Annotated in this window: 24 protein-coding genes; 13 read left to right on the plus strand and 11 right to left on the minus strand. The window is 71.7% G+C overall.

Going from position 1 to position 24,694, the window contains the following annotated elements; translation table 11 throughout:
* Position 1 precedes the first annotated feature (1 nt).
* On the plus strand, positions 2-1,030 hold the full coding sequence (locus tag ACIA5G_RS42730; protein ID WP_395934126.1) for an LLM class flavin-dependent oxidoreductase: 1,029 nt from the start codon (positions 2-4) through the stop codon (positions 1,028-1,030).
* Here ACIA5G_RS42730 and kstD read toward each other — a convergent pair.
* Positions 1,027-2,760, minus strand: coding sequence for a 3-oxosteroid 1-dehydrogenase (gene kstD, locus ACIA5G_RS42735; protein WP_395934128.1), 1,734 nt, complete (start codon positions 2,758-2,760; stop codon positions 1,027-1,029). The genes ACIA5G_RS42730 and kstD overlap by 4 nt on opposite strands.
* 225 nt (positions 2,761-2,985) lie before the next feature.
* On the opposite strand from kstD, the gene ACIA5G_RS42740 reads away from it, so the two are divergent.
* A complete protein-coding gene (locus ACIA5G_RS42740) occupies positions 2,986-3,693 on the plus strand; it encodes an SDR family NAD(P)-dependent oxidoreductase (protein WP_395934434.1) in 708 nt (235 codons plus the stop codon).
* Positions 3,694-3,796: 103 nt separating this feature from the next.
* Positions 3,797-4,525, plus strand: a complete 729-nt coding sequence (locus tag ACIA5G_RS42745; protein ID WP_395934130.1) for a nucleotidyltransferase domain-containing protein — start codon at positions 3,797-3,799, stop codon at positions 4,523-4,525.
* On the opposite strand, the gene ACIA5G_RS42750 is transcribed toward ACIA5G_RS42745, so the two are convergent.
* Both ACIA5G_RS42750 and ACIA5G_RS42755 read right to left on the minus strand, forming a co-directional pair.
* Positions 4,522-5,802 (minus strand): 6-phospho-beta-glucosidase, encoded by a 1,281-nt coding sequence (locus ACIA5G_RS42750; protein ID WP_395934132.1) that lies wholly within the window; start codon positions 5,800-5,802, stop codon positions 4,522-4,524. The two genes, ACIA5G_RS42745 and ACIA5G_RS42750, sit on opposite strands and share 4 nt — an antisense overlap.
* A complete protein-coding gene (locus tag ACIA5G_RS42755) occupies positions 5,799-6,548 on the minus strand; it encodes a DeoR/GlpR family DNA-binding transcription regulator (protein ID WP_395934134.1) in 750 nt (249 codons plus the stop codon). Before ACIA5G_RS42755 ends, ACIA5G_RS42750 begins: the two co-directional genes overlap by 4 nt.
* A 117-nt stretch (positions 6,549-6,665) precedes the next feature.
* On the opposite strand from ACIA5G_RS42755, the gene ACIA5G_RS42760 reads away from it, so the two are divergent.
* The 5 genes from ACIA5G_RS42760 (at position 6,666) to ACIA5G_RS42780 (ending at position 10,579) form a co-directional block, all read left to right on the plus strand.
* Positions 6,666-7,694, plus strand: a complete 1,029-nt coding sequence (locus tag ACIA5G_RS42760) for a carbohydrate kinase family protein (protein ID WP_395934136.1) — start codon at positions 6,666-6,668, stop codon at positions 7,692-7,694.
* A complete protein-coding gene (locus ACIA5G_RS42765) occupies positions 7,694-8,413 on the plus strand; it encodes a heavy metal-binding domain-containing protein (protein WP_395934138.1) in 720 nt (239 codons plus the stop codon). Before ACIA5G_RS42760 ends, ACIA5G_RS42765 begins: the two co-directional genes overlap by 1 nt.
* Positions 8,414-8,552: 139 nt before the next feature.
* Positions 8,553-9,350, plus strand: a complete 798-nt coding sequence (locus tag ACIA5G_RS42770) for a heavy metal-binding domain-containing protein (RefSeq protein WP_395934140.1) — start codon at positions 8,553-8,555, stop codon at positions 9,348-9,350.
* 9 nt (positions 9,351-9,359) lie between these two features.
* Positions 9,360-10,178 (plus strand): heavy metal-binding domain-containing protein, encoded by an 819-nt coding sequence (locus tag ACIA5G_RS42775; RefSeq protein ID WP_395934142.1) that lies wholly within the window; start codon positions 9,360-9,362, stop codon positions 10,176-10,178.
* Positions 10,178-10,579 (plus strand): hypothetical protein, encoded by a 402-nt coding sequence (locus ACIA5G_RS42780; protein ID WP_395934144.1) that lies wholly within the window; start codon positions 10,178-10,180, stop codon positions 10,577-10,579. The genes ACIA5G_RS42775 and ACIA5G_RS42780 overlap by 1 nt, the downstream gene beginning before the upstream one ends.
* Before the next feature lie 21 nt (positions 10,580-10,600).
* On the opposite strand, the gene ACIA5G_RS42785 is transcribed toward ACIA5G_RS42780, so the two are convergent.
* Complete coding sequence (locus ACIA5G_RS42785; RefSeq protein WP_395934146.1) at positions 10,601-12,676, minus strand: PQQ-dependent sugar dehydrogenase; 2,076 nt, start codon at positions 12,674-12,676, stop codon at positions 10,601-10,603.
* A 302-nt stretch (positions 12,677-12,978) separates the two neighbouring features.
* Positions 12,979-13,833 carry an alpha/beta fold hydrolase gene (locus tag ACIA5G_RS42790; protein WP_395934148.1) on the minus strand — a complete coding sequence of 285 codons (855 nt, stop codon included), beginning with the start codon at positions 13,831-13,833 and terminating at the stop codon, positions 12,979-12,981.
* Positions 13,834-13,936: 103 nt separating this feature from the next.
* Between ACIA5G_RS42790 and ACIA5G_RS42795 the strand changes: the two genes are divergently transcribed.
* Positions 13,937-14,512: a CGNR zinc finger domain-containing protein gene (locus tag ACIA5G_RS42795; protein ID WP_395934150.1), complete on the plus strand. Its 576-nt coding sequence runs from the start codon at positions 13,937-13,939 to the stop codon at positions 14,510-14,512.
* 639 nt (positions 14,513-15,151) lie between these two features.
* Here ACIA5G_RS42795 and ACIA5G_RS42800 read toward each other — a convergent pair.
* Positions 15,152-15,988 carry an oxidoreductase gene (locus ACIA5G_RS42800; RefSeq protein WP_395934152.1) on the minus strand — a complete coding sequence of 279 codons (837 nt, stop codon included), beginning with the start codon at positions 15,986-15,988 and terminating at the stop codon, positions 15,152-15,154.
* A 109-nt stretch (positions 15,989-16,097) separates the two neighbouring features.
* Here ACIA5G_RS42800 and ACIA5G_RS42805 point away from each other — a divergent pair, with 109 nt between their 5' ends.
* Together ACIA5G_RS42805 and ACIA5G_RS42810 are read left to right on the plus strand one after the other, a co-directional pair.
* Positions 16,098-16,658 carry a TetR/AcrR family transcriptional regulator gene (locus ACIA5G_RS42805; RefSeq protein ID WP_395934154.1) on the plus strand — a complete coding sequence of 187 codons (561 nt, stop codon included), beginning with the start codon at positions 16,098-16,100 and terminating at the stop codon, positions 16,656-16,658.
* A 71-nt stretch (positions 16,659-16,729) separates the two neighbouring features.
* Positions 16,730-17,137, plus strand: a complete 408-nt coding sequence (locus ACIA5G_RS42810) for a VOC family protein (protein WP_395934156.1) — start codon at positions 16,730-16,732, stop codon at positions 17,135-17,137.
* Between the two features lie 39 nt (positions 17,138-17,176).
* Here ACIA5G_RS42810 and ACIA5G_RS42815 read toward each other — a convergent pair whose 3' ends face one another.
* The 3 genes from ACIA5G_RS42815 to ACIA5G_RS42825 all read right to left on the minus strand — a co-directional run bounded on the left by ACIA5G_RS42815 (position 17,177) and on the right by ACIA5G_RS42825 (position 20,052).
* A complete protein-coding gene (locus tag ACIA5G_RS42815; protein ID WP_395934158.1) occupies positions 17,177-17,932 on the minus strand; it encodes an SDR family NAD(P)-dependent oxidoreductase in 756 nt (251 codons plus the stop codon).
* A 63-nt stretch (positions 17,933-17,995) separates the two neighbouring features.
* Complete coding sequence (locus ACIA5G_RS42820; RefSeq protein WP_395934160.1) at positions 17,996-18,589, minus strand: GTP cyclohydrolase II; 594 nt, start codon at positions 18,587-18,589, stop codon at positions 17,996-17,998.
* Positions 18,586-20,052 (minus strand): PfkB family carbohydrate kinase, encoded by a 1,467-nt coding sequence (locus ACIA5G_RS42825; protein WP_395934162.1) that lies wholly within the window; start codon positions 20,050-20,052, stop codon positions 18,586-18,588. Before ACIA5G_RS42825 ends, ACIA5G_RS42820 begins: the two co-directional genes overlap by 4 nt.
* 356 nt (positions 20,053-20,408) lie before the next feature.
* Here ACIA5G_RS42825 and ACIA5G_RS42830 point away from each other — a divergent pair, with 356 nt between their 5' ends.
* Both ACIA5G_RS42830 and ACIA5G_RS42835 read left to right on the plus strand, forming a co-directional pair.
* Positions 20,409-21,569, plus strand: coding sequence for an OmpA family protein (locus ACIA5G_RS42830; RefSeq protein WP_395934164.1), 1,161 nt, complete (start codon positions 20,409-20,411; stop codon positions 21,567-21,569).
* Positions 21,570-21,588: 19 nt separating this feature from the next.
* Positions 21,589-22,413: a hypothetical protein gene (locus ACIA5G_RS42835; protein ID WP_395934166.1), complete on the plus strand. Its 825-nt coding sequence runs from the start codon at positions 21,589-21,591 to the stop codon at positions 22,411-22,413.
* A gap of 61 nt (positions 22,414-22,474) precedes the next feature.
* On the opposite strand, the gene ACIA5G_RS42840 is transcribed toward ACIA5G_RS42835, so the two are convergent.
* Entirely contained in the window at positions 22,475-23,311 is an 837-nt protein-coding gene (locus ACIA5G_RS42840; protein ID WP_395934168.1) for a hypothetical protein, read from the minus strand.
* Positions 23,312-23,343: 32 nt separating this feature from the next.
* Positions 23,344-24,582, minus strand: coding sequence for an aspartate--tRNA(Asn) ligase (gene aspS, locus ACIA5G_RS42845; protein ID WP_395934170.1), 1,239 nt, complete (start codon positions 24,580-24,582; stop codon positions 23,344-23,346).
* Positions 24,583-24,694: the final 112 nt, after the last annotated feature.

Consider the following 24,694-nt stretch of genomic DNA (forward strand, 5'->3'; position numbering starts at 1 on the left):
TATGAAACTCGGCATCTACAGCTTCGGCGACCGCGCGCCGGACCCGCGCACCGGCGAGCAGCCCAGCGTCGCCACGACGCTGGAAAACACCCTCGAGCGGATCAAGCTCGCCGACGAGCTGGGCCTCGGCTTCTACGGCCTCGGTGAGCACCACCTCGACCAGTACGCGATCTCCAACCCGGGCACGGTGCTGGCCGCGGCGGCGAGCGTCACCAGCCAGATCACGCTGAGCTCCGCCGTGACCGTGCTGAGCACCGAGGACCCCGTCCGCGTCTACCAGCAGTTCACCACGCTCGACCAGCTCAGCCACGGCCGCGCCGAGCTGCTCGCCGGGCGCGGGTCGTTCACCGAGTCGTTCCCGCTGTTCGGCAACGACCTCGGCGACTACGACGAGCTGTTCGAGGAGAAGCTCGCGCTGCTGCTGCGCATCGACCGCGAGGACCCGCTGACGTGGTCCGGCAAGTTCCGCCCGCCGCTGGAGAACGCGCGGATCCTGCCCCGCCCGTACGGCCGGCGGCTGCGCATCTCGATCGGCACCGGCGGCAACCCCGAGTCGTCGATCCGCGCCGGGCTGCTGGGCCTGCCGGTGGTGTACGCCGTGATCGGCGGCCGTCCTGAGCGCTTCGCCCCGCTGGTCGACCTCTACCGCCAGGCCGGCGAAGCGGGTGAGCACACCAAAGAAGACCTGCACGTCACCATGAGCGCGATCGGGTTCCTCGCCGAGAACTCCCAGGACGCCAAGGAGAAGTTCTACCCGTACTGGCTCGAGACGATGAAGTACGGCGCGAAGGCCCGCGGCTGGGCGGTCCCGACCCGCGCGGAGTACGACCAGTACACCCAGGGCGCGCAGGCGCTGTTCGTCGGCAGCCCGCAGGAGATCGCCGAGCGGCTGATCACCGTCGGCAAGCTCACCGGCGCGGACCGGTACGCCCTGCAGATGGACTGGTCGGGGGTGCCGCACAAGGACGTCATGCGGGCCATCGAGCTGCTCGGCACCGAAGTGCTTCCGTTGGTGGAAAAGGAGTTCTAGACGTCGTTCGCGGCGATGTAGCCGAACGTCATCGCCGGGCCGATGGTCGAACCCGCGCCGGCGTAACTGTGCCCCATCACCGCCGCGCTCGCGTTGCCGGCCGCGTACAGGCCGGGGATCACCGAGCCGTCCGGGCGGAGCACGCGCGCCCGGGCGTCCGTGCGCATGCCGCCCTTCGTGCCGAGGTCGCCGGGGACGAGCTTGAGCGCGTAGAACGGCGGCGCCCACAGCGGCGCGAGGCAGGAGTTGGGCAGCACCAGCGGATCCGTGTAGTAGTGGTCGTACGCGCTCGCGCCGCGGCGGAAGTCGCGGTCGACACCGGCCCACGCGAACCCGTTGAATCGATCCACTGTGGACTTGAGCGCGGCGGGCGGCACGCCGATCTTCGCGCCGAGGTCCTGGATGCTCGACGCCTTGAAGACCGCACCCGCGCTGTACCAGGCGTCCGGGAACGGCAGCAGCGGCAGGATGTCGCGGAACAGGTACTTGTTCCGGTAACTCTGGTCGACGACCAGCCACGCGGGGATGTCCGGCGCGGTCGGGTTCTTGTCGTACATCGTGTGCACGACGTCGCTGTAGGGCGCGGCCTCGTTGACGAACCGCTGCCCGGCCTGGTTCACGATCAGGCCGCCGGGCAGGGTGCGCTCGGCCAGGCAGAAGTACGGGTCGCCCGGGGTCGGGATCGCCGGGCCCCACCAGGCGTCGTCCATCAGGTCGAGCGCCGCGCCCGCGCGCTGGCCGGCGCGGTGGCCGTCGCCGGTGTTCTCCTTGGCCCCGACCGTCCAGGCGGTGCCGATCGGCTGCCGCTGGTACTGCGCGCGCATCGCGGCGTTGTGCTCGAAGCCACCCGAGCCGACGATGACGCCGCGCCGGGCCCGCACCAGCCCGTTCGGCACCAGAACCCCGGTGACCGCGCCGTTTTCGACGTTCAGGTCGACGAGCGGGGTGTTCAGCCACACCGGCACGTTCGCCGCGAGCAGGCCGGCCCGCAGCCCGGCGGCGAGCGCCTGGCCCATGGTGAGCGGTTTCTGCCCGGCCAGCGCGGCGGCCGTGCCGCGGGCGAGGCACGCGGCGGCGACGGCGGCGCCCTTGGCGTTCACCGCGGCCAGGTTCAGCCACTTGTAGTCGGCGCTGAACACGACGAGCCCAGGTGGTGTCGCGAGGTAGGCCGGGTTGAGGTTCGCCAGTTCGGCGCCGAGCAGGTTCCCGTCGAACTGGTCCGGCTCGATGGACCTCCCGTTCGGCAGGCCACCCGGGAGCTCGGGGTAGTAGTCGCTGTAACCCTCCATCCAGCGGAACCGCAGCGGGCTGTTCGCCATGACGGACGCGATCATCGCGGGACCGTTGCGCAGGAAGGCTTCCTGGCGCGCGGCCGGGACGTCCGAGCCGACCACCGCGGCGAGGTACTGCGCGGCCTTCGCCGGCGTGTCCGGCACACCGGCGGCGAGCAGCACCGGGTTGTTCGGGATCCAGATGCCCGCGCCGGAGCGGGCCGCCGAGCCGCCGAAAGTAGGCGCCTTCTCGAGCACGACGACACTCAGCCCGCGCTTCGCCGCCGTCAGCGCCGCGGTCATCCCGGCCGCGCCGGAGCCGACCACCACCACGTCGTACTCCCCCAGCAGTGGCGCGGCGCCCGCCGCCGGCGCCGCCGCGAGCCCGGACGTGACGGCGAGGCCCACGCCCGCCGCGGTGCCGCGCAGGATCTGGCGGCGGGTCAGGTCGGTTTCCATGGCGCACTCCTCGCTCGCGGAACGGCGAAGGTCATGGTGTCGACACCGGCGCGAAACTGAAACATGTTCTACCCGCTTGGAGCAGCCTTGCGTGCCCGCGTTCGGCCGGTGGCGCCAACCGCGGACGACATTCGGCGCACTCACCTCATAAGTTGACGACTCTCTCATCTTATGGATAACTTGAGGACGTTCTCAAGTTATCCATAGGAGGTCCTCTTGTCCCAAGTGATCGCCGTCCTGGGGGTCGGTCCCGGGCTCGGCCTGTCGATCGCGCACCGGTTCGGCCGCGAAGGCTTCACGACGGCGCTGGTCTCGCGCACCGACGCGCGTCACGCGACCTACCGCGCTTCGCTCGCCGAAGCCGGGATCACCGCGCACACCTACGCCGCGGACGTCACCGACGAAGCCCAGCTCGGCGCCGTCCTCGACCGCATCCGGACCGACGCCGGCGAAATCGACACGGTGTACTTCGGCCCGGCGGACCAAGGGGTCGGCGCGGCCATGGCCCCGCTGCCCGAAGCCGGCGTGGACAACCTGCGTGTGCCGTTCGAGGCACTCGTCCTCCCGGCGGCGCAGCTGACCCAGGCCGTGCTGCCGCGGATGCGGGACCGCGGCGCCGGCTCGCTGCTGTTCGCCGGCGGCCTGAGCGGCAAGTACCCGATGCCGCTGCTCGGCAGCTTCGCCCCGGCGTCGGCGGCGTTGCGCATGTACGTCCTGACGCTCAACGAAGCCTTGCGCGACACGGGTGTCTACGCCGGCGCCCTCACCATCGGCGGGCTCATCAAGGGCGGTGACATCCACCGGGTGTTCACCGAGCAGGACCACGGTTTCACGGCCGGCACACTCGATCCGGACGACATCGCCGAACGCGCGTGGTCCCTCCACGTCGAACGCGACGAAGCCGAAGCGGAGTTCATCGGGGTCACCGCCTGACGGCCGTCACGTAGCTGGAGTCGTCGGTGGGGGTCAGGTCACCCTGGCCCCCCCCGCCGCGGTGAGCGTGCAGCGGCCGCTGTGAGCCCGCTAGCCTGGGCCGATGTTCACGACCGGGGAGCGGGACCTGCTGCGCGACAACCTGATCACGGCGGCCCGCGCGGACGACCGTGTCACCGGGGCGGCCGTGACGGGCTCCGCCGCGCTCGGCGCCGAGGACGAATGGTCGGACATCGACCTCGCCTTCGCCGTCAGCGGGGATCCCGGGCCGGTCCTCGCGGACTTCACCACCCGGATGTACCGCGACCACGATGCCGTGCACCACATGGACGTCGTGTTCGAGCGGACCGTGTTCCGCGTGTTCCTGCTGGCGAACACCCTGCAGGTCGACCTGGCGTTCTGGCCGGAAGCGGACTTCGGCGCGACCACACCGAAGTTCCGGCTGCTCTTCGGAACGGCGAACGATCGCGAGCCGGCACCGCCGCCGGACGCGCGGCGGCTGATCGACCTGGCCTGGCTGCACGCGCTGCACGTGCGGTCGAGCATCGAACGCGGCCGCGGCTGGCAGGCCGAGTACATGATCGGCCGGGTCCGGGAGCACACGCTGGCGCTGGCCTGCGTCCGCCACGGCCTGCCCGCGGGCGAAGGCCGTGGGCTCGACCAGCTGCCCACGAACGTCACGCGGCCTTTCGAGGAGACTCTCGTCGGCGGGCTCGGCGACCTCGGCCGGCCGTTCCGCGCCGTCACCGAGCTCTTCATCGGAGAGATCGAGCGGGTCGACGCCGACCTGGCGGTTCGGCTGGCGCCGTTGCTGCGCGAGCTGGCTTCCTAGGCCAGGTAAGCAAGTTCCGGGTGCGCGGCGACGTAACCGTCGAGCAACCGCCGCGCCACCGACACCGAGTCGACCAGCGGGTGCAGCGCGAACGCCCGCAGCGCCGCGTCGCGTGAACCCGTTGCCGCCGCTTCGATCGTCGCCCGCTCGACGGCCTTGACCGCGGTCACCAGGCCCAGCGCGTGGTCCGGCAGCGGCCCGGTGGCGATCGGGCGGGCGCCGTTCGTGCCGACGACGCACGGCACCTCGACCACCGCGTCTTCCGGCAGGCCCGGGAGCGCGGATCCGTTGCGGACGTTGAGGATCAGCGTGGTGCGTTCGCCGTGCGCGAGGGCGCGCATCAGCGCCAGCGCGACCTTCTCGTAGCCGCCACCCTCGAGATCGTCACGCTCGCCTTCGCGCGTCTCGGCCATGTAAGTGGCTTCGCGCTCCAAGCGCGTGCGCTCCCACGACGTCAACGAAGGTTCCGCGTAGAAGCCGCGTTGCTGTTCCAGCAGGACGGCGCCGCGCGACTCCGAGCCGGCGGCTTCGCGGGCGAAGTAGTAATAGTGCAGGTACTCGTTCGGCAGGGAACCGATGGCACGCAACCAGTCCGCGCCGAAGAGCTTGCCCTCCTCGAACGACTCGCACGCGGCCGGGTCGGCGAGCAGCCGGGGCAGGACGTCTTCGCCGCCGACCCGGACCGCGCGCAGCCAGCCCAGGTGGTTGAGGCCCGCGTAGTCGAACTCCGCCGTCGCCGGGTTGATCCCGAGGGCCCCGGCGACGCGGCGGCACAGGCCCACCGGCGAGTCGCAGATGCCGATCACCCGCCCGCCGAGGTGCGCGGCCATCGCTTCGGTGACCATCCCGGCCGGGTTGGTGAAGTTGATGACCCATGCGCGCGGCGCCAGCTCCCGGATCGTCCGCGCGAGATCCACCGCGACCGGGACCGTCCGCAGCCCGTAGGCGATGCCACCCGCGCCGACGGTTTCCTGGCCCAGCACCCCTTCCGCGTGCGCGACCTGCTCGTCGAGCCGCCGGCCGCGCAGCCCGCCGACCCGGATCGCGGAGAACACGAAGTCCACATCGGACAGTGCAGCGGCGAGGTCGGTGGTCGTGCGCACCCGCGGCGCGTTCGCCGTTCCGGCCGCCTGCTCGGCCAGGACCCGCTCGATCGCGGCGAGCCGCCCGGCGTCGACGTCGTGCAGGACCAGCTCGGTGACGTCACCGCCGGCCAGCAGCGCGCCGTGCACCAGCGGCACGCGGAAGCCACCGCCGCCCAGGATCACCAGCCTCACCGCAGCACCTCGACCCCGGCCTCACCCAGCGCGGCGCAGGTGGGCTCGTCGGCGCCGGCACTGGTGACCACGACGTCGAGCGCGTCGGGCCCGCAGACCTTGGCCAGCCCGGTGCCGGGGAACTTGCCCGCGTCCGCGAGCAGCACCACCCGGTCACCGGCGGCGACCATCGCGCGCTTGACCGGCACCTCGACCACCGTCGAGTCCATCACGTGGCCGTCGCAGCGGACACCGCTGGCGCCGAGGAAAACGGTGTCGGCGTGCACCTGGCGCAGCGCGTCCTCGGTCAGGAAGCCCACCATCGAGTGGTAGCTGCGCCGGACCACGCCGCCGAGCAGGACGAGCTGGACGTCGTCGGCGTCCTTCAGCTCGTCGTAGACGGCGAGGCTGCTGGTGATCACGGTCAGCGCGCGGTCGCGCAGGTGCCGCGCCAGGCGGTGCGCGGTGGTGCCGATGTCGAGGAGCACGGTGTCGCCGTCGCCGACCAGACCGGCCGCGCGCCGGGCGACGGCGTCCTTTTCGTCGGCCCGCTCGGCGGCCACCCGGGCGAACGGCTCGTCGTCCTCGGCCGCCGCCATCGCCCCGCCGTAAACCCGGGTCAACCGGCCTTCGCGGTCGAGCTGCACCAGGTCGCGGCGCACGGTGGCCTGGCTGACGCCGAGCCGCTCGGCCAGCGCGCCGACGGGCACCGGCCCGTCCGCGCGGAGGGCCCGCAGGATCAGCTCGTGGCGACGCTGGGGCAGCATCCGGCGACCATAGCAGTCAAACTCGCTCACCTCACGGGCAAGTTTGCGCGGAGCTTGCGCATTTTGCGCATCTGAAGCACGCTCGTGCGCACCCTTGCGCGATCCGTGGAGGCGCCCGTGACCCCTGAGCCCGCACCCGAGGTCGACGTCTTCCTGTCCGGCCTGCTGTTCTTCGACCTGGTGTTCACCGGGCTCGAACAACCGCCGGCGCCGGGCACGGAGGTGTGGACGGGCGGCATGGGCTCGGGGCCGGGCGGCATCGCGAACTTCGCGGTCGCGCTCAGCCGGCTCGGCCTGCGGACGTCGCTCGCGGCCGCGTTCGGCACCGACGTCTACGGGCGCTACTGCTGGGACGTGCTGGCCCGGCAGGAGCGCATCGACCTGTCGCGCTCGCGGCAGTTCCCGGAGTGGCACTCCCCCGTCACGGTGTCGCTGGCCTACGCCGGCGACCGCGCGATGGTCACCCACGGGCACCCGCCGCCGATGCCGGTCGCGGAGCTGGCCGGGTCACCACCGCCGAGCCTGGCGACGGTCGCGCACATCGGCCTCGACACCGCCGAGTGGGTCCACGCCGCGCACCAAGGCGGCAGCCTGGTGTTCGCCGACGTCGGCTGGGACCCGTCCGAGGCCTGGTCACCGGCGTTGCTGGAGCAGCTGGCGTGCTGCCACGCGTTCCTGCCGAACGACGTCGAGGCCATGCGCTACACCCGCACCGACACACCCGAAGCGGCGCTGGCCGCCCTCGCCGAACTCGTCCCCATCGCCGTGATCACCCGCGGCGGCGAAGGTGTGCTCGCCGTCGACGGCATCACCGGCGAGACGGCGGCGGTCCCGGCACTGCCGGTCGACGTGCTCGACGCCACCGGCGCGGGCGACGTCTTCGGCGCCGGTTTTGTCGCGGCCACCCTGACCGGCTGGCCACTGGCCGAGCGGCTCCGGTTCGCGTGCCTGACCGCAAGCCTGTCGGTCCAGCACTTCGGCGGCGCGCTCGCCGCCCCCGGCTGGCACGAGATCGCCGAGTGGCACGCCCGCACCCGGCGTCCCGACTACGCGTTCCTCGACGACGTCCTGCCCGCCGAAACCATCGCCGCGATCACCCGCCGCGGCCCGGTGACCCTCGGCTTCGGCGACGACAACTGGCGCTGATGCCCGCCCCGCGGATCCGCCGCTACACGACGTCCGGCCTGCGGACGTCCCTGCTGTCGGTGCCGGGCGCGGTCGGCGCCGAAGCGGTGGGGCTGCGGCCGATCGGCGAGGTGATGGGCTGCGTCGTCGAGCACGCCGAGGACCTGACGTCGAGCATGCGCCGCGGCTACGCAACCGCCCTCGATCGGCTGCGCGCGGAGGCCCGCGACCTGGGCGCGGACGGCGTCCTCGCGATCAGCTGCACGGTGACCCGCCCTCGCCGCACGGTGCACGAGTTCGTCATGCTGGGCACGGCCGTCCGCGCGGCGAAGGGGATGCGGCCCCGGCAGCCGTTCACGACGGGCCTGCCCGGCCCGGACGTGGCGAAGCTCCTGCTGGCGGGCTGGGTGCCGGTGACCTTGGCGATCGGCGTCCACGGCGGCACGGTGTACGACATCGCGATGAAGGACCATCCGGGCCGGGAGATGCCGGCGCCGACGGAACTGGTGACCCGCGTCCGCGCGGCCGCGCGCGAGGAGTTCCTGGCGGCGGTGCGTTCGTCCGGTGCGGACGGAGGGTTGGTGTCGGCAACGACGTTGCACGCTTGGCCCCTGGGCCGCACGGGAGCAACGGCGGTGGCCGGCGTCTTCGGCACGGCGATCGCCCGGTTCCGGGCAGGGCCGGCGTCGACGGAGGCTCACGCGGTGCTGCCACTCGATGGCGGGCTTCCGGGCGGCTGACTGTGGCGTGCTCTGCCCTCGCACACCCCTCACCACGAGCGGGACCTTCCGGACATACCCCGTCGATCACCCGCGGCCACCTCGCCCGGGTGCGGATCCGTGCCACGATGGGAGGAGATCCGGCCGAAGGAGGTCCGAAGTGCCCGACTGGGACGGTCGTGGCCTGCCGCCCGTTGCGCGGGCCCGGGTCGACCGCTTTGCCGCCTCCGGGCTGAAGACCTCGCTGCTGACCGTGCCCGGCGCCGTCGGGGCCGAGGTGGCCGGCTTCACCGCCGTCGGCGAGGTCATGGGCTGCGTCGTCCAGCGGGTCGGCTGGACCGGGCCGGGCACCTGGGCCGCCGATCAGGTCAAGCTGCTGTCGAGCATGCTGCGGCAGGGCTACGCGACCGCGCTCGACCGGATCGCCCAGGAAGCGACCGCCCTCGGCGCCGACGGGGTGCTCGGGATCCGGTTCACGGTCACGCCCCTCGACGAAGTGATGCGCGAGTTCGTCGCCCTCGGCACCGCCGTCCGCGCCGAGTCGGAGCAGCGGCCGCGGCGGCCGTTCACCACCGGGCTGGCGGGCCAGGACGTCGGCAAGCTGATGCAGGCGGGCTGGGTCCCGGTGAGCGTCGCGATCGGCGTCGCCGGCCGGGCGGCGTACGACTACAACATGCCGAACCAGACCGTCGCGTGGGCCGGGAACACCGAAGTCGACGCGCCCACGAAGGTCGTCACCGAGGTCCGCGCCGCGGCCCGCGCCGAGTTCGCGCGCGCCATCCGCGACTGCGGCGCCGACGGCGGCATCGTCTCGGCCATGACCCTGCAGTCCTGGCCGGTCCAGGAGGTCGCCGTGGCCGGCATCGCCACCGTGACCGGCACCGCGATCGCCCGCTTCCACACCGGCCGCGCCGCGCCGACCAGCGCGCTCAAGATCCTTCCGCTGAACCGTTCCTGAGGAGGCTTCGTGACCACCGCGGACCCCGCCGCGCAGCACATCCCCGACGATGCGATGCGCCGGCTCGCCGAGATGCGACCCGGGCAGAAGACCAGCCTGTTCACCTCGGACCTGAGCGTCAACGAGTTCCTGCTCGTGCGCGAAGCCGGGTTCCGGCCGCTCGGGCTCGTGCTCGGGTCGAGCATCTACCACGTCGGGTTCCAGATGGGCCGCTGGAGCAAGAACCAGGAGCTGGACCGGCTTTCCCAGGCGATGTACCACGCCCGCGAGCTCGCGATGTCCCGCATGGAGGCGGAGGCGGACGTCCTCGGCGCCGACGGCATCGTCGCGGTCCGGCTCGAGATCGAGTTCAAGGAGTTCGGCAGCGACCTCGCCGAGTTCATCGCGATCGGCACCGCGGTCAAGGCCGACGAACCGGGCGAGTGGCGCAACAACACGGGCAAGCCGTTCACGTCGGACCTGTCCGGCCAGGACTTCTGGACGCTGGTGCAGGCCGGTTACGCGCCGCTGGGCATGGTGATGGGCACCTGCGTCTACCACATCGCGCACCAGCGGTTCCGGCAGATGGTGGGCAACATCGGCCAGAACGTCGAGATCCCGCAGTACACCGAGGCGCTCTACGACGCGCGCGAGCTCGCGATGTCGCGGATGCAGACCGAGGCGGAACAGCTTGAAGCGGAAGGGATCGTCGGCGTCCAGCTGCTTTCGCTGCCGCACCGCTGGGGCGGGCACACCACCGAGTTCTTCGCCATCGGCACCGCGGTGAAGCCGTTGCGGGAGGACCACCACATCGCCAAGCCGCAGCTCGTGCTGCCCCTCACCGACTGATGGGCGCCGAACTGGAGTTCCACCTGCTGGTCGCGGCGCTGCGCACGGACCGGGCGGACGTCGAGTCCTACCACCGCGTCCTGTCGGAGACCCTGGGCGACGCGCTCCCTCCGGGCATGGTGGAGGTCTCGCGGCGGAAGACGTTCGCCGACCGCGTGGCGGGCCGCGACGGACAGGCGGTTTCGGTCCAGGTGACCACCCCGGACCGCGTGCTGGTGCTCTCGGCGGGCAAGCACGGCGGCGTGGCCGCGGAGATCCGCCAGGTGGTCCGCGGAGTGGTGATCAGCCGCAAGGAGGCCACTGTGGACGATTGGCTGGCGGCACTGGCGCACGAGCTGAAGACGTTGGCGGAGAAGGACGCGAGAGCACGGGACGCACTCTCGCGCCTCCTCGGCGGCTGACGATCAAAGCCCCGCGCGGGGCTACCCGACCGTCACCCGCAGGATCTTGTTGTGGCTGTTGTGCGGGGTGCTGTCCTTGTCACCGTCCACACTGGTCGCCAGCCACAGCTGGCCGTCCGGGGCCGGTTCGACCGTGCGGAGCCTGCCGTACGTTCCGTTGAAGAACGTCTGGAAGTTCGTCAGCGAACTGCCGCTGATCACCGCGCGGTAGAGCCGCGTGCCACGCTGGCAGGCGACGTACAGCGCGTCGCGGACGATCGTGATGCCGCTGCACGACCCTTGCGCCACCGGGTACGTCTTCTTCGGCGCGAGGAACCCCGCGGTGCCGCACGTGCCCGACGTTCCCTCGCACGAAGGCCAGCCGTAGTTGCCACCCTTCACGATCAGGTTCGTCTCGTCCATCACGCTGTTGCCGAACTCCTGCTCCCACAACCGGCCCTGCGAGTCGAACGCCAGGCCCTGGACGTTGCGGTGCCCGTAGCTCCACACCGCGTTGTGGAACGGGTTGTCCGCCGGGATCGACCCGTCCGGGTTGATCCGCAGCACCTTTCCGTTGGGGCTGCTGGTGTTCGACGCGTTGTCGCCGTTCTGCGCGTCCCCCGTGCCGGCGAACAGGTACCGGCCGTCCGGGCTGAACCGCAGCCGGCCGCCGTTGTGGAACTTGTTGCGCGCGATGCCGGTCAGCAGGATCTGCTCGGTGCTCGTGGTCAGCGAATCGGCGGCCGGGTCGTACTTGATCCGCACGATCCGGTTGTCGTTCGGCGAAGTGTGCATGATGTACAGCCAGTGGTCGGCGGCGAACGACGCCGGGTTGATCTCCAGCCCGGTCAGGCCGCCTTCACCGTCGGTGCTCTGGACGTTCGGCACGGTGCCGATCGTCTTCTTCGCCCCGGTCTTCGGGTTCAGGTGGACGATCGAGTGCGCGTCACGCTGGTTGTAGAGGATCGTGCCGTCCGGCAGGGTGACCAGGCCCCACACGACGTCGTCGTCGGTCCCGACCTGCGTGGCGCCGCACACGCCCTGCGACGGTGAGCAGTTCGAGCCGCCGGTGGTGGTGACGTCCAGGACCGGCGTGCTGGGCTCGCTCAGGTTGCCGTTCCCGTCGACGGCCCGCACCTGCAGGTGGTAGGCGGTGTCCGGGGTCAGCCCGCCGAGTGTCGTGCTCACCGTGTCGGACGTGCCGATCTGGTTGCCGCCGTTGAAGATCCGGTAGCCGGTGACCCCCACGTCGTCGGTCGAGGCGGTCCACGCCAGGCCGATCGACGTGCTGTTGACCGCGGTGGTGTGCACGTTCCCCGGCACGGACGGCGGCGTGTGGTCGTCGGACGGCGGCGTCTTCACCGCGAGCGTGCCGCTGGCCTGCGACACGTTCCCGGCCGCGTCACGCGCGTTGACGTAGAAGCCGTAGTTGCCGTTCGGGCCGAGGTTGCCGCAGGTCGCGGTCAGAGCGCCGGTGGTGCTGGCACAGAGCTGACCGTCCCGATAGACGTCGTACCCCACAACGCCGACGTCGTCGGTCGCCGCGGTCCACGCGATCGTCGCGCTGGTGGGAGTGACCCCGACGAGCGTCGGCGTGCCGGGTGGCGACGGCGGCACGACGTCCCCGGCCGAGCCGTAAACGCCGAACTCCTGCAGCGAGTAGCCCTTCGACGCGTCGGTGCGGCAGCGTTTTGTGCCGTACATCCGCACGTAGCGGCCGGTGCCGTCGAGCGAGGTCAGGTCTTCGACACCGCCCTTTCCGGCGGTGGTCGCGTAGATCCGCGTCCACGTGACGTGGTCGGCGGAGGTGTCGATCTCGTAGGCCGTGGCGCAGGAGGCGTCCCATTGCAGCCGCACCCGGCTGACGTGCACCGCCGCGCCGAGGTCGACGTAGATCCACTGCGGATCAACGCCGGCCGCGCTCGCCCACCGGGTCGTCGAGCTGCCGTCGACCGCGTCCGGCGCCGGACAGCACCCGCCCGCCGAGGACGCCGTCACCGGCTTTCCCTGCGACAGCAAGGGGTCGGCGGCCTGCGCCGGTCCTGCCGCGGTGATCATTCCGGCGACGACCGCAGCCACCGCGGCCACGATCATCCCCACCCGAACCCGTCCGGTCATCCCGTCCTCCACACAGCCGGTGCGGAGGATCGACGACTCGACACGCCTCCGCGGAACACAGTCGTGCCGCCACGACCCCGGTCTGCCACACGCGCCCGGGCCCGTCGGCGAACGACCCGTCGGCGCAGGCAGAGGCGGATGCCTGACAACGACGGCGGGGTTCTCCGGGACCGGGACCGACCTGGGGTCAGGGCGGTCTCGGGAGAGACCCTACGAGCGGAACGTCCGGCCGGTCAACCGGCGCCGGACCGGCGTCCCGCTCACCGGGCAGCGCGGTGAAACCCGTTGAGGGAGAAGGAAGTTCAGTTCGGCACCACCCGCCCCAGGAAGCCCCGGACGTACCCGGCGATGGTGTCCAGGTGCGTCTCCAGCGCGAAGTGGCCCGCGTCGAGCAGGTGGATCTCCGCGTCGGGCAGGTCGCGGGCGTACGCGCGGGCGCCGTCGGCGATGAAGATCTCGTCGTTGCCGCCCCAGACCGCCAGCAGCGGGACCTGGGTGGTCCGGAAGTACTCGTGGAACTTCGGGTACAGGCCGATGTTGTGGTGGTAGTCCGCGAGCAGCGCCATCTGGATCTCCGCGCCGCCGGGCCGGTCGAGCAAGGCCTGGTCGTGGATCCAGACGTCCGGGCTGACCAGCTCCGGGTCGGGCGAGCCGTCCAGGTACTGCGCCTTCGTCATCTCGAGGGTGACCATGCCGCGCAGGTCCTCCTCGGTGAGCGTGCCGGCGGCGAGCTTCTGGGGCAGCCCGGCGCCCAGGCCCTCGACGTAGGCATTGCCGTTCTGCGTGACGATCGCGGTGATGCGGTCCGGGTTCCCGGCCGCGATGCGCAGGCCGACCGGGGAGCCGAAGTCCTGGATGTAGAGCGCGAAGCGGTCGAGGCCGATCTGGTCGAGCAGGCCCAGCGTGAGCTCGGCGAGCGCGTCGAAGGTGTAGGCGAACTCGCCGACCGGCGGCGCGTCGGACGCGCCCGAACCCAGGTAGTCGGGCGCGACGACGTGGTAGCGGTCGGCCAGCGCCGGGATGAGGTGCCGGTACATGTGCGAGCTCGTCGGGAAGCCGTGGAGCAGCACGATCGTGGGCGCGCCGGCGGGTCCGGCCTCCCGGTAGAACAGCCGGTGCCCGGCGACGGTGGCGGAGCGGTGATGCACGGTGACCATGGGTCTTCTCCTCGCGTCTCATGGATACTTTTTTATTTATCCATGAGACGAGGTAGGCTGTCAACGGGTCGGGGAAACTGAAGGCCGGACTCGGGAGGCGAACGTGGTCACTGCAGCACCCGGCGAGGAGCGCTCGCCGGCCCTGGCGCTGGTCAACACCCGGCGGCTGAACGCGGGCGAAGAGGTCGACGACCTCGCAGAGCCCCGCGACGCCACCGAGTGGCTGCGCCGGCACGAACTCCCGGCGGCCACCATCGGCGCGGACGACCTGAGCCGCTTGACGGACCTCCGCGCCGCAGTCCGCGAACTGCTGGCCGCGGTGACGGAAGATCGCGCACCGGACGCCCGCGCCCTGGAGACGGTGAACGCGGCCGCCCGCGCCGACGCGGCCGCACCCCAGCTCACCTGGCCGGCCGGCCCGCGCCGCGAGTGGCACAGCACCCGCCCCGGCAGTGCCGACGAGGCCATGGCCGCCCTCGCCCGCGACACGATCGACGTGGTCACCGGCGACCTCGGCGGGCTGGTGCGCCCGTGCGAGGCACACGGCTGCGTACGGTTCTTCTTCCGCGAGCACGCCCGCCGCCGCTGGTGCTCGACCACTTGCGGCGACCGGGTTCGTGCGGCCCGGCACCAGCGGTTGGTCGTTGAGCAGCGGGAGACCTCGCAGGGACGGTCCTGACCGGCGGTCCCTAGGACGGCTGGTTGCGTAGTCCGACTCGCTTGGCACGGCGGCCCGGTGGGCGCGCCCCGGGGGCGGCAGCATGGCCGGGCGCACTGTCGACGCGGCCGCGGAGCTGGTGTCCCTGCCGTCCGGAGCGGCCGGCGAGGACCGCCGCCCCGGCAGGCAACACCCGCCCTCCTGGTGGCCCCGCCGACCCGAGCGCCGCCCAGGATCACCACGCGGCAGACAGCGCCTGCCTGCCCGCCTCGTGGCACTGCCGCCCGGAGCGCCCACTGGGGACCGCCACCCAGCAACCAACGCCCGCTCGGCGACCCCGCCTCCCGGAGCGGCCACCCAGGATCACCACCCCGGCAAAGGACCCCCGCCCACCTGGCGACCGCGCCGACCCGAGCGGCCACCGAGAACCGCCACCCGGCAGACAATGCCCGCCCACCTGCTGGCCCCGCCGATCCGAACAGCCACCCGCGACCGCCACCTCGGCAAACAGCGCCCGCTCACCTGCTAGCCCTGCCGGCGCGAACGGCCACCCAGGACCGCCGCCCGGCCGGCAAGGCGGATCCAGACCATGCCCGCCAAGGCATTTCGGGGCAGCACCCCATCCGGGCAGCTAGGACCGCGCCTTCCCCGCAGTGCCGGTCACTCCGTCGGGAACACCGCCGAGCGGCTCACGTCCGCCCATTCGGCCACCTCCGCTCCGCGTGCTCGTTCCGACCGTTGCACGGCTTCGACCGCGTCCGCGCCGAGCAGCAGGCGCAGCGGTGGCCTGTCGAGGCGGACCAGGTCGGTGAGGATGTGGGCCGCCCGGGCCGGGTCGCCCGGTTGCTTGCCGTCGCTTGCGTCGCGCAGGCGGTGCATCTCGCCCACCGACGCGTCGTACTCCGGGCGGACCGGGGCGCGCTCCATCGAGACACCTTGCCAATCCGTGCGGAACGCGCCCGGTTCGACGATCGTGACCTTGACGCCGAACGGTTTCACCTCCGCGTTGAGCACCTCGGAGAACCCTTCCACCGCGAACTTCGCCGCCTGGTAGGCACTCAGCCCCGGTGATCCGCCGACCCGGCCGCCGACCGACGAGAACTGCAGGAAGTGCCCCGAGCCCTGCTCGCGGAACACCGGCAGGGCCGCCCGGGTGACGTTGACAACGCCGAAGAAGTTGGCCTCGACCTGCGCGCGGAAGTCGTCCTCCGCCATGTCTTCGATCGGGGCGCTGTTCGCGTAACCGGCGTTGTTGACCACGACGTCGAGCCCGCCGAACTCCTTCACCGCGAACGCGACCGCCTCACGCGCGGCCGCTGGGTCCGTGACGTCCAGCGCGAACGCGCGGACCGCGTCACCGTGCTCGGCCACGAGATCCTTCAGCTGCTCCGGCCGGCGCGCGGTCGCGACCACCCGGTCGCCGGTCTCCAGTGCGACCCGGGCCAGCTCGCGCCCGAAGCCGCGGGAACTGCCGGTGATCAGCCACGTCCTGCTCATGATGCCCTCTCCTCGCTCTGCCGGCTGATAACCAACCGGTTGGTTGCCTCCAAGAAACACCGGCCGAGCAAGTTTGTCAACTAACCAGTTGGTTGATAGGGTGGCAGACATGAGAGACGCGGCGGAGACGAAGCGGCGCTTGCTGGCCGCCGCCACCGAGGAGTTCGCGGAACGGGGCATCGCGGGCGCCCGCGTCGACCGGATCGCGGCGGCCGCCGAGTGCAACAAGGCGATGATCTACAGCTACTTCGGCAGCAAGGACCAGCTGTTCGACGCGGTGTTCGGCGAGTCGGTGGGCCGGTTCGTCATCGACGTCCCGCTCGACGCCGACGACCTGCCGGGTTACGCCGGCAAGCTCTTCGACCGGTACGAAGAGCGGCCGGACGCGCTGCGGCTGGCGGTGTGGCACCGGCTGGAGCGCCCCGAAGGCAAGTGGGTGACCGAAATCGTGCTGGCCAACGAGATCCGGCTGCACGACCTGAAACGAGCACAGGACGAAGGGAGACTGTCCAAGCACTACTCACCCATGGAGCTGCTGGTGCTGATCCAGTCGGTCTCGACCGCGTGGACGACGACCAATTCGGAGCTCGGCGTCCGCACCACGATCCCCCGCGACCAGCGGCGGGCCCTCGTGGTGGACGCGGTCCGGCGGCTGATCGCGGAGGACTGACGAGCGGTGCGCGAACACGTCGGGCGCGGGTAGCGTGTGGTCCGCCGAGCCGGTCGACGGAAGGACGCACGATGGACTGGACGCTCGAAGTGGTCGTGGTGCCGGTGTCCGATGTGGACCGCGCAAAAGCCTTCTACGCCGACCAGCTCGGATTCACCCTCGACCACGACACGGCGCCGGTCGAGGGCGTCCGGATCGTCCAGCTGACCCCGCCGGGATCAGGCTGCTCGGTGGTGTTCGGCCGCGGCGCGGTGCCGGAGATGCCGCCGGGCTCGCTCAAGGGACTCCAGCTGGTGGTCAACGACCTGCCCAAGGCCCACGCGATACTCACCGAGCGGGGTGTCGAGGTCAGCGAAGTCCAGGTTTACGGAATGGGCACCTGGGACGGCGAGGCCGACCTGAACAACGTGGGTTTTGTGCACTTCGCCGACCCCGACGGCAACCAGTGGACGATTCAGCAAATCACCGCGCGAAAGTGACGTCGACAGCAAACCGCCGACCGGCGGCGAAGCCCGGCGCTAGTCGACCAGGGCTCCGCAGCTCACGTTGACCGTGGACGCCGTCATGGTGCGGGCGCGGTCCGAGGCCACGAACGCTGCCACCGCGCCCACGTCGGCCAGGGTGGCCGCGCGGCCGAGCATCGTCTTGCCCGCGATGTTCTCCTCGATCGCCCGTCGGCCCGGGAAGTCGGCCGGGAGCGCCTCCGGGATGCCGCCCGTCCGGAGCGTCACCGTGCGGATCCCGCGCGGGCCGAGCTCGGCGGCGAGCTGGCGGCGCATCGCCTCCAGTGCGTGGAACGCCACCTGCAGCCCGCCGACGGCGAACTCGCGCATCGGCTCGCCGTCACCGCCGAACAGGAGGATCACCCCGGCCCCCTCCTTCACCATGTGCCGGGCCGCCGCGCGGGCGGTCAGGAACTGGGTGCGGACGGCCGTCAGCACCGGGCGTTCGTAGTCCGCGAGCGACATGTCGACCAACGGCGTCCCCTGGACGTCGCCGTGGGCGATGAGGTTGAACGAGATGTCGACCCCGCCTTGGGCGGCGACCGCGTCGGCGTGCTCGTCGACCGCGCGCTCGTCGAGGGCGTCGACCTCCGCCGTCTCGGCCGAGCCGCCCGCGGCTCGGATCCGCGAGGCGACCTCCTCCAGCCGGGCGCGGGTGCGGCCGGCGAGGAAGACCTTCGCGCCTTCCTCGGCAAACGCCGTGGCCACAGCCGTGCCGATCCGGCCGGCTCCCCCGTAGATGATCGCGTTCTTGCCTTCGAGCAGCGTCATGCGTCCTCCGATGTCCGGGTTCCTTCACCCGTGCGTCGAACGGGACCCGGCGGAATCGACAGCTCAGGCCGGACGCTCACCCGACAGGATCGCGTGCCCGTACGTCTCCTTGGCGGTCAGGTACTTCAGCGTCTCGTTGCTCGGCTTCCGCTGGACCAGCTGGCGCATCTCGGCCTTGATCCCGGCCACCTCGAGGGCGGACACCTTGGCGGGGTTGTTCGTCAGCAACTGGACCGCGGACAGCCCGAGCTGCTTCAACAACGCAGCAGCGTCCGCATAGGACCGGCTGTCCGCCTTGTATCCCAGGGCCGAGTAGCTCGCGAAGGTGTCCAGCCCCTGCTCCTGCGAGAGCCGGTACCCCTCCGCCTTCGCCAGCAGACCCGCGCCGCGGCCCTCCTGGTCCAGGTACACCAGCACGCCGCCGCGCCGGCGGATGATGCGCAGCGACTGCCGCAGCTGCCAGCGGCAGTCGCAGTTCGTGGACTCGAACACCTCGCCGTACAGGCAGCGGGAGTGGATCCGGACGAGACAACCGTCGGCGGGCTCGCCGTAGACCGCCGCGCTCGGCGGGTTCATCCGCTCGGTGCCGTCCGCCAGGACGACCGCGCGGAACCCCCGGCCGCTCGCCTCCAAGTCGTGGACCACTGATCCGGTCACGGGTTCTCCAGGCTCTCGTCGGTCTCGAGGGTGCGCTCGACCTCGTCGAGAACGGGCATGGAGCCGGCGATCTCGTCGAGCGTCGGGTTCGCTGCCATCGCCGCGATCGCCCAATTCAGGGCCTGCTCACGACTCCGGCCGGTACCCTCTTGAATGAGTTTTTGGATCAGCGCCGCGGAGAAGGCTTCGCGAACGCCTGGTGCGTCGTCGAGCGGGACCGGCGGGCCCTCGATGTCTTGGGAGATCGCGCTCGAGCGGATCCTACATCCGAAACTTTCCACAACACAGACCGCACCCACCCCCAGCGCAAGCAGGGAGCGGGCCAGCTCGTCGACGTTGCGCGGACTGTCCGGATCGGACAGCAGCGCGCGCAGCTCGCCTTCGCGGCCCACCACGTAGTCCACCCCGCGCAGGAGCCGGTAGAGCTGCTGGGGCGCTTCGCGGGACGGCGAAGCCTGCAGCAGCACCAAGGGTTTCTTCGGTTGCTTGGCCGCGACCGAAAGCGCCCACTTGATCGTTTCCATCGGGGGTTCGAGCGTGACGAGCACCGCGTCCGCCGAGGCCATCGCGGCCCGCACGCCCGGCGCTTGAAGGTCCTCTCTGGACAGAGAGACTTCGAGTTCGTTCATCCAGCCGAGGTACCGGGCCTGCCCCGTCGGGTCGACCAGCACCAGCGCCTGCGGGTTGGCGGCGCCGGGGGTCTCCTTGACCAGCTGGGTGGACAACCCCTCACCCCGCAGGTACTCGACCAGGTCCCGGGCCTGGGCGTCACCACCGACCGCGGCCACGAGCAGGGCCTCGAGCCCGAGCCGGCGGCTGGCCACCGCCAGGTTGAGCCCCTTCCCGCCCGGGTTCACGTCGAACGACTGGGCCTGGACCGCGTTGCCGACGTCGGGCCACCCGTCGGCGACGACGACGTGGTCGGTCGTCGCACCGCCGACCACCACGACCGTGCCGACGGTCTCCCCCGCGGGAACTTCGACCGGCTCGACGTCGTGGACGCAGCGGTCGGCCAGCACGCCCAGCGTCCGGGTCTCGATCGAGCCGCGCAGGCTGCGGACCGTCGGCGCCGGGTAGTCGCTCGTGGCACCGAGCAGCCCGTGCAGCGCGACCCAGCCTTCGGCCAACGCGCGGCGGCGCTCCCCCAGGTCGTCCGCGTACAGCCCCCCGAACTCCGCAGCCGAGCCCACGCGCTCGCGGAGGACACCGAGCGCCAGCGCGGCGTCCGCGATCAGCAGGTCGGTGGGGTCGAGCGCGGCGACGGCGGCGGTCACGACGTGGACGATCGCCTCGCCCTCGGGCTCGCCGGTCTCGCGGACGCGCCGGCGGACGACGGGCAGTTCGGCCAGCAGCCGGACGTCGACCTCGGTCGCGTCGAGGCGCTCGACAGTCAGCCCGCTGCGCGTCCTCAGCTTGAGGAAGACGCTCCGGACGCCCTCGACGTTGGCGTCGTACCTCGCCATCGTCCTAGCCTACCCTTCGCCTGTCACTTGCCCTTCTCCGGATGGCACTTGCGCCACGGCACCTCGGGAAGTTACTCCATTCGGCGCGTTTGGGTGCCGCGTTTGGAGACCGCGTGTCGAACGAAGGGCGGCTTAATCGCTTCGACCAGCAGAATCCTTACCGATGTCATCGCATTGTCAATTGACATCGTTACTAGGCAAATGCCACGCTGAAGGTGCTCATGGACCCTCGGGAGGTCGTCATGCAGCCTTTGAACACCTGGTCGGCATGGGGAGTCCGGCCGTCGAACACCCGCCCGGACCTGCGGAGCGCGACATCGCAGGCCACGCGTGTCACTCGGGCGGCATTTGCCGGAGTGATCGTTTTCGGCGCCGTGCTGAGCGGCTGTGCACTGCCGGCGCGGGCCGTGACGCCCAGCGGTGGTGACCGGGTCGTCGTGGTCGTCAGCGGGACGGCGAACGAGCCCCGCCCGGCCGTCACCGACGCCGTCCGGACTGTGCTGCGCGACGCCGCGAACAGCGGGAACGTCTCCCAGCAGGGCTCGGGCAAGAGCAGTGTTGTGCTGGTGTCGGCCGCGGACGGCGGAGATCGGCGGTCGGTCGTGCTCACGCCGCGGCGGGCCGATGGTTCGCTGGAACACGGTCTTTCGCGGCCGTCGCTGATCGATCGGAACGTCACGAGCGCCGCGGACACCATCAGCGCCACCGCCGCGGGCAAGACCGGGCTGGACCTGCTCGCCGGCATCTCCGACGCCGTCCGCGGTGTGCCTGCCGGGACGCTGGTGGTCGACAGCAGCGGCCTCAGCACCGCCGGTGCGTTCGACCTGCGCCAGGTCGGCTGGGCGGCCGACCCCGCCGCCATCGCGGCGCAGCTGGCCGCCGCGGGGCAGCTGCCGCGGCTGGACGGCTGGCACGTGCTCTTCGCCGGGCTCGGCTCGGTGGCCGGCGTCCAGCCGCCGCTGCCGGCGCCGGCCCGCGACCGGCTGGCCGCGTACTGGCAGGCGATCTGCCGGGCCGCCGGCGCCGCGGCGTGTGACGTCGACCAGAGCCGGGTGCCGGCCGAGCCGTCGCGGGCGACCGTGACGACGCCGGTTGTGCCGGTGCCCGGAGTCACCTCGGTGACCGGCCCGCGGGGCGAGGTCACCACCACGGTTTCGGATGCCGCGCTCGGCTTCGCCGGGGACTCCGCGGTGCTCTCCGAATCTGCCCGCGACCTGCTGCGGTCGCTCGCGGGCAGCATCACGGCCGGTCGCGGCAACGCGCCGGTCACCGTCCGCGGCTTCGCGGCCGATCCACCGGGGTCGACCGACGCGGGGCGGCGGGAACTGGCGGAACAGCGAGCGCGTGCCGTCGCCGGCGCGCTCACCGAGGCCGGGTTGACCCAGCGGGTCGACGCCACCGGCACCGGCACCCAGCCCGGGGTCACCGCGGTGACCGGCGGGCGGTTCGACGAAGCGGCGGCGGCCCGGATGAGGCGGGTGGAGATCACGTACCAGGGCCCCGGCCCGAGCTCGTAGCCAGACCAGGAGGCAAGTCATGACCAGCATCGACGAAACACGCAACCTCCCCTTGCCGCAGCCGCGCCGCCGCGTCGAGACCCCGGCGGGTGACCTGCTGCAGGCCCGGGTCCAGGAGCTGACCTATCGCGCCGCCCGCGCGATGGACGGCCACGTGGTGGGCCCGCACGGCCAGAACCTGACCGTCGGCGAGGCGCAGGCCCGCGCCGAGCTGATCGACCGGCTCATCGAGCTCGAGCAGATCCGCGGGAGCCTGCGCCACCGGCGCGTGGGCAGGCTGACGCGGGTGCTCACGCTGCTCACGGTGACCGTGGTCGACCTGCCGATCATGCTGTGGCTGGCCAGTTCCGTGTTCAACGTCGACTGGAGCGACCCGCTGGGGCTGCCGCTGGCCATCAGCATCGTCATCTCGGTGCTGGCCACCGGTGGCGCGGCGACCGCGCTGCACCACCTGGGCCACAACCAGCGCCAGCACAAGAACGCCAAGCGGCAGCTGGACTGGGCGAAGCTGTCCCTCGGCTCGAAGCTCAGCCTGGTCACGGTCGGGCTGCTGGTCGGGCTGATGGGCGTGGTGATGTTCGTCCGCGTCTACACCGAGGGTGTGCTGTCCGGGATGAACGACCTGGCCGTGCTGATGGCGGTGCTGGTCGCGCTGGTCATGGTCGTCTCGGCGACGCTGGTGTTCTGGACGGCGTTCCGCGACGGCTCGCTGGAGCAGGACGACCTGCGCCACTACAGCGACTGCGTACGTCCTTTCCTCACGGCGAAGCGTGAGTACGAGGACCAGGCGCACGAGCTGAGCTGCCAGTACGACCTGCTGCGGCGGCGCGGCGGGGACGAGTGACCTCGGGGGAACCCGGGGACCCGGGCCGGCGGGCTGGGGCTGCCCGCCGGCCCGGGTGACGTCAAGGGCGCGGCACGCCCATCGGGTTCGGCACCGGGATCACACCGGCGTCGATCACCGCCCGGCTGAGCGGGACCGCCAGCTCCAGGACCCGATCCAGATCGTCGCCCAGGGCTTCGACCGGGGCTGACGCCAGCCGATCCGTGTCCGCTTCGACGCGGCGGCGCAGCTCGGTTCCGGAAGGCGTCAACCGGCCGTCGGGATCCAGGACACCGCGGCCGCGCAACCGCGAGACCGCCGTGTCCCAGTCTTCGTCGGACCAACCTCGGTGCGGCTGGACGTCACCGCGGCCGAGCACACCGTCGCCGATGTGGGTCAGTGTTGTCTCCAGGCCGCCGAGCCCCGCGTGGGCCGCCGCCAGGACGTGGCCGTCGCCGCGGTGCTCGCGCAGCACCGTCGCCGCCAGCCACAGGCGGCCGAGCGCACTCGACGGCCGGGGGACCGCCGCCCAGCCCGCCGCCAGCGGACGGCCGTCAAAACGGCACGCGTCCGCTGCCCGGGAGAGCAGCGAGGCCAGCTCCTCATGGTCGTCGGACGGCCCCAAGGCTCGGCTCAAAGCGGCTTCGACCGCGTCGAGCCGAGTCTGGAGGACGTCCGCAGGACCGGCGAACGACCACGCGTCCGGCAAGGCCCGCGCCACCATCGCCGGGGCGAAGCCGAACAACATCGACGTCGCCGGCGCCGGGCCGACCGGGCCCAGTGGCGCCAGGCGGCCCGCGAAGTAGCCCATCCAGTAGCCGCGCAGGCCCACCGCTTTCGCCGCCGACGCCGTTTCGGGCGCGAAGTAGACGACTGCGTGCAACGGCTCGACCGCCGCCCAGAGCCGGCGTGCTGTCATGGTCCGCTCCTCAGGGGTGACTCAGGGGTGACTCAGGGGGTGAGCCGGTGCAGGTCGCGCGGGAACAGCGTGACCTCCCGGACGTTGGCGACGCCGAGCAGCCGCGCCGTCCAGCGTTCCAGGCCGATCGCAAAACCGCCGTGGGGTGGCATGCCGTGCGCGAACGCCGCCAGGTAGTCGCGGTACTCCGCGGCAGCAGCGCCGAGCACGGCGAGGTAGTCCTCGTGCCGGTGCAGCCGCTGGCCACCGGTCACCAGCTCCAGCCCGCGGAAGAGCAGGTCGAAGCTGTTCGAGTACTCCGGGCGGGCCGGGTCCGGGTGGGTGTAGAACGGCCGCTTCGCCATCGGATAACCGGTGACGAACAGGAACTCCGAGCCGTGCTCGCGCCGCGCCCACTCCGACAGCGCCCGTTCGTGCGCGGGCGCCAGGTCCGGCTCGTCCGCCGGAGCGCCGACAAGCTTCAAAGCGTCAGCGAAATGGATCTCCGGGATCCGCGCCGGCACCTCAGGGACCTGGACGTCGAACGGCGAAACCGCCTCGGCCATGCCCGCGAGCACCTCCCGCAGCACCGCCATGACGTCGTGGTGGTCCCGGATGAACCCCAGCTCGGCGTCCAGGCTGGTGTACTGCGCGAGGTGCCGCGCGGTGTCGTGCGGCTCGGCGCGGAAAACCGGGCCGACCTCGTAGACCCGCTCGAACACGCCGACCAGCGCCTGCTTGTAGAACTGCGGTGACTGCGCGAGGTAGGCCGGGCGGCCGAAGTAGTCGATGCCGAAGACGTTCGCGCCCGACTCCGTCGCCGACGCCACGATCTTCGGCGTGTGCGTCTCGGTGAACCCCAGGGCGTCCAAAGTGGACCGGAAGCCGCGCACGGCGGCCGCCGACAGCGCGAAGCGCGCCTTCAGCGCAGGATGCCGCAGCGCCACCGAAGCGTGGTCGAGGATCGTCGGCAGTGCCGCCGTGACCGCCGGCCGGTAGAGGTCGAACGGCGGTGGCAACGCCGGTTCCGAGACCGTTTCCACCACCGGCTCGGTCAGCTCGACACCGCCGGGTGCGCGCGGGTTGGCCGTCACGGTCGCGTGCACCTCCACCACGGTCTCCTCGGGCGGCGCTTCGCCCGAGCGCAGCACCACCTGCGAAAACCCGGAACGGTCGCGGACCACGACGAACGTGACCGATTTCAGCCGGCGGCGGCGGTGCACCCACCCGGCGACGCGGACGCGGGCGCCGACGTGCTTCAGCAGGTCGGCGGCCAGAACTCGAGAACTCATCACCCTCCCAACACGGACCCCTCGGGAGTGCGGGCGATAAGGGAGATCGCGGTGCCACCACACTTTCACCGCCCGGAGGCGGCCTCGTCGTGGCCCGGTGACGGGGGCCGGC

The organism is Amycolatopsis sp. NPDC051758, from assembly GCF_044453095.1.
Classification (GTDB): Bacteria; Actinomycetota; Actinomycetes; order Mycobacteriales; family Pseudonocardiaceae; genus Amycolatopsis.

Coding starts and splice junctions, on each gene's coding strand:
- ACIA5G_RS42780 (WP_395934144.1), top strand. CDS start 10,178: ATGGGCGCCGAACTGGAGTTCCACCTGCTGGTCGCGGCGCTGCGCACG.
- aspS (WP_395934170.1), bottom strand. CDS start 24,582: ATGAGTTCTCGAGTTCTGGCCGCCGACCTGCTGAAGCACGTCGGCGCC.
- ACIA5G_RS42755 (WP_395934134.1), bottom strand. CDS start 6,548: ATGCTGCCCCAGCGTCGCCACGAGCTGATCCTGCGGGCCCTCCGCGCG.
- ACIA5G_RS42840 (WP_395934168.1), bottom strand. CDS start 23,311: ATGACAGCACGCCGGCTCTGGGCGGCGGTCGAGCCGTTGCACGCAGTC.
- ACIA5G_RS42825 (WP_395934162.1), bottom strand. CDS start 20,052: ATGGCGAGGTACGACGCCAACGTCGAGGGCGTCCGGAGCGTCTTCCTC.
- ACIA5G_RS42790 (WP_395934148.1), bottom strand. CDS start 13,833: ATGGTCACCGTGCATCACCGCTCCGCCACCGTCGCCGGGCACCGGCTG.
- ACIA5G_RS42810 (WP_395934156.1), top strand. CDS start 16,730: ATGGACTGGACGCTCGAAGTGGTCGTGGTGCCGGTGTCCGATGTGGAC.
- ACIA5G_RS42765 (WP_395934138.1), top strand. CDS start 7,694: ATGCCCGCCCCGCGGATCCGCCGCTACACGACGTCCGGCCTGCGGACG.
- kstD (WP_395934128.1), bottom strand. CDS start 2,760: ATGGAAACCGACCTGACCCGCCGCCAGATCCTGCGCGGCACCGCGGCG.
- ACIA5G_RS42800 (WP_395934152.1), bottom strand. CDS start 15,988: ATGAGCAGGACGTGGCTGATCACCGGCAGTTCCCGCGGCTTCGGGCGC.
- ACIA5G_RS42730 (WP_395934126.1), top strand. CDS start 2: ATGAAACTCGGCATCTACAGCTTCGGCGACCGCGCGCCGGACCCGCGC.
- ACIA5G_RS42785 (WP_395934146.1), bottom strand. CDS start 12,676: ATGACCGGACGGGTTCGGGTGGGGATGATCGTGGCCGCGGTGGCTGCG.
- ACIA5G_RS42745 (WP_395934130.1), top strand. CDS start 3,797: ATGTTCACGACCGGGGAGCGGGACCTGCTGCGCGACAACCTGATCACG.
- ACIA5G_RS42815 (WP_395934158.1), bottom strand. CDS start 17,932: ATGACGCTGCTCGAAGGCAAGAACGCGATCATCTACGGGGGAGCCGGC.
- ACIA5G_RS42805 (WP_395934154.1), top strand. CDS start 16,098: ATGAGAGACGCGGCGGAGACGAAGCGGCGCTTGCTGGCCGCCGCCACC.
- ACIA5G_RS42835 (WP_395934166.1), top strand. CDS start 21,589: ATGACCAGCATCGACGAAACACGCAACCTCCCCTTGCCGCAGCCGCGC.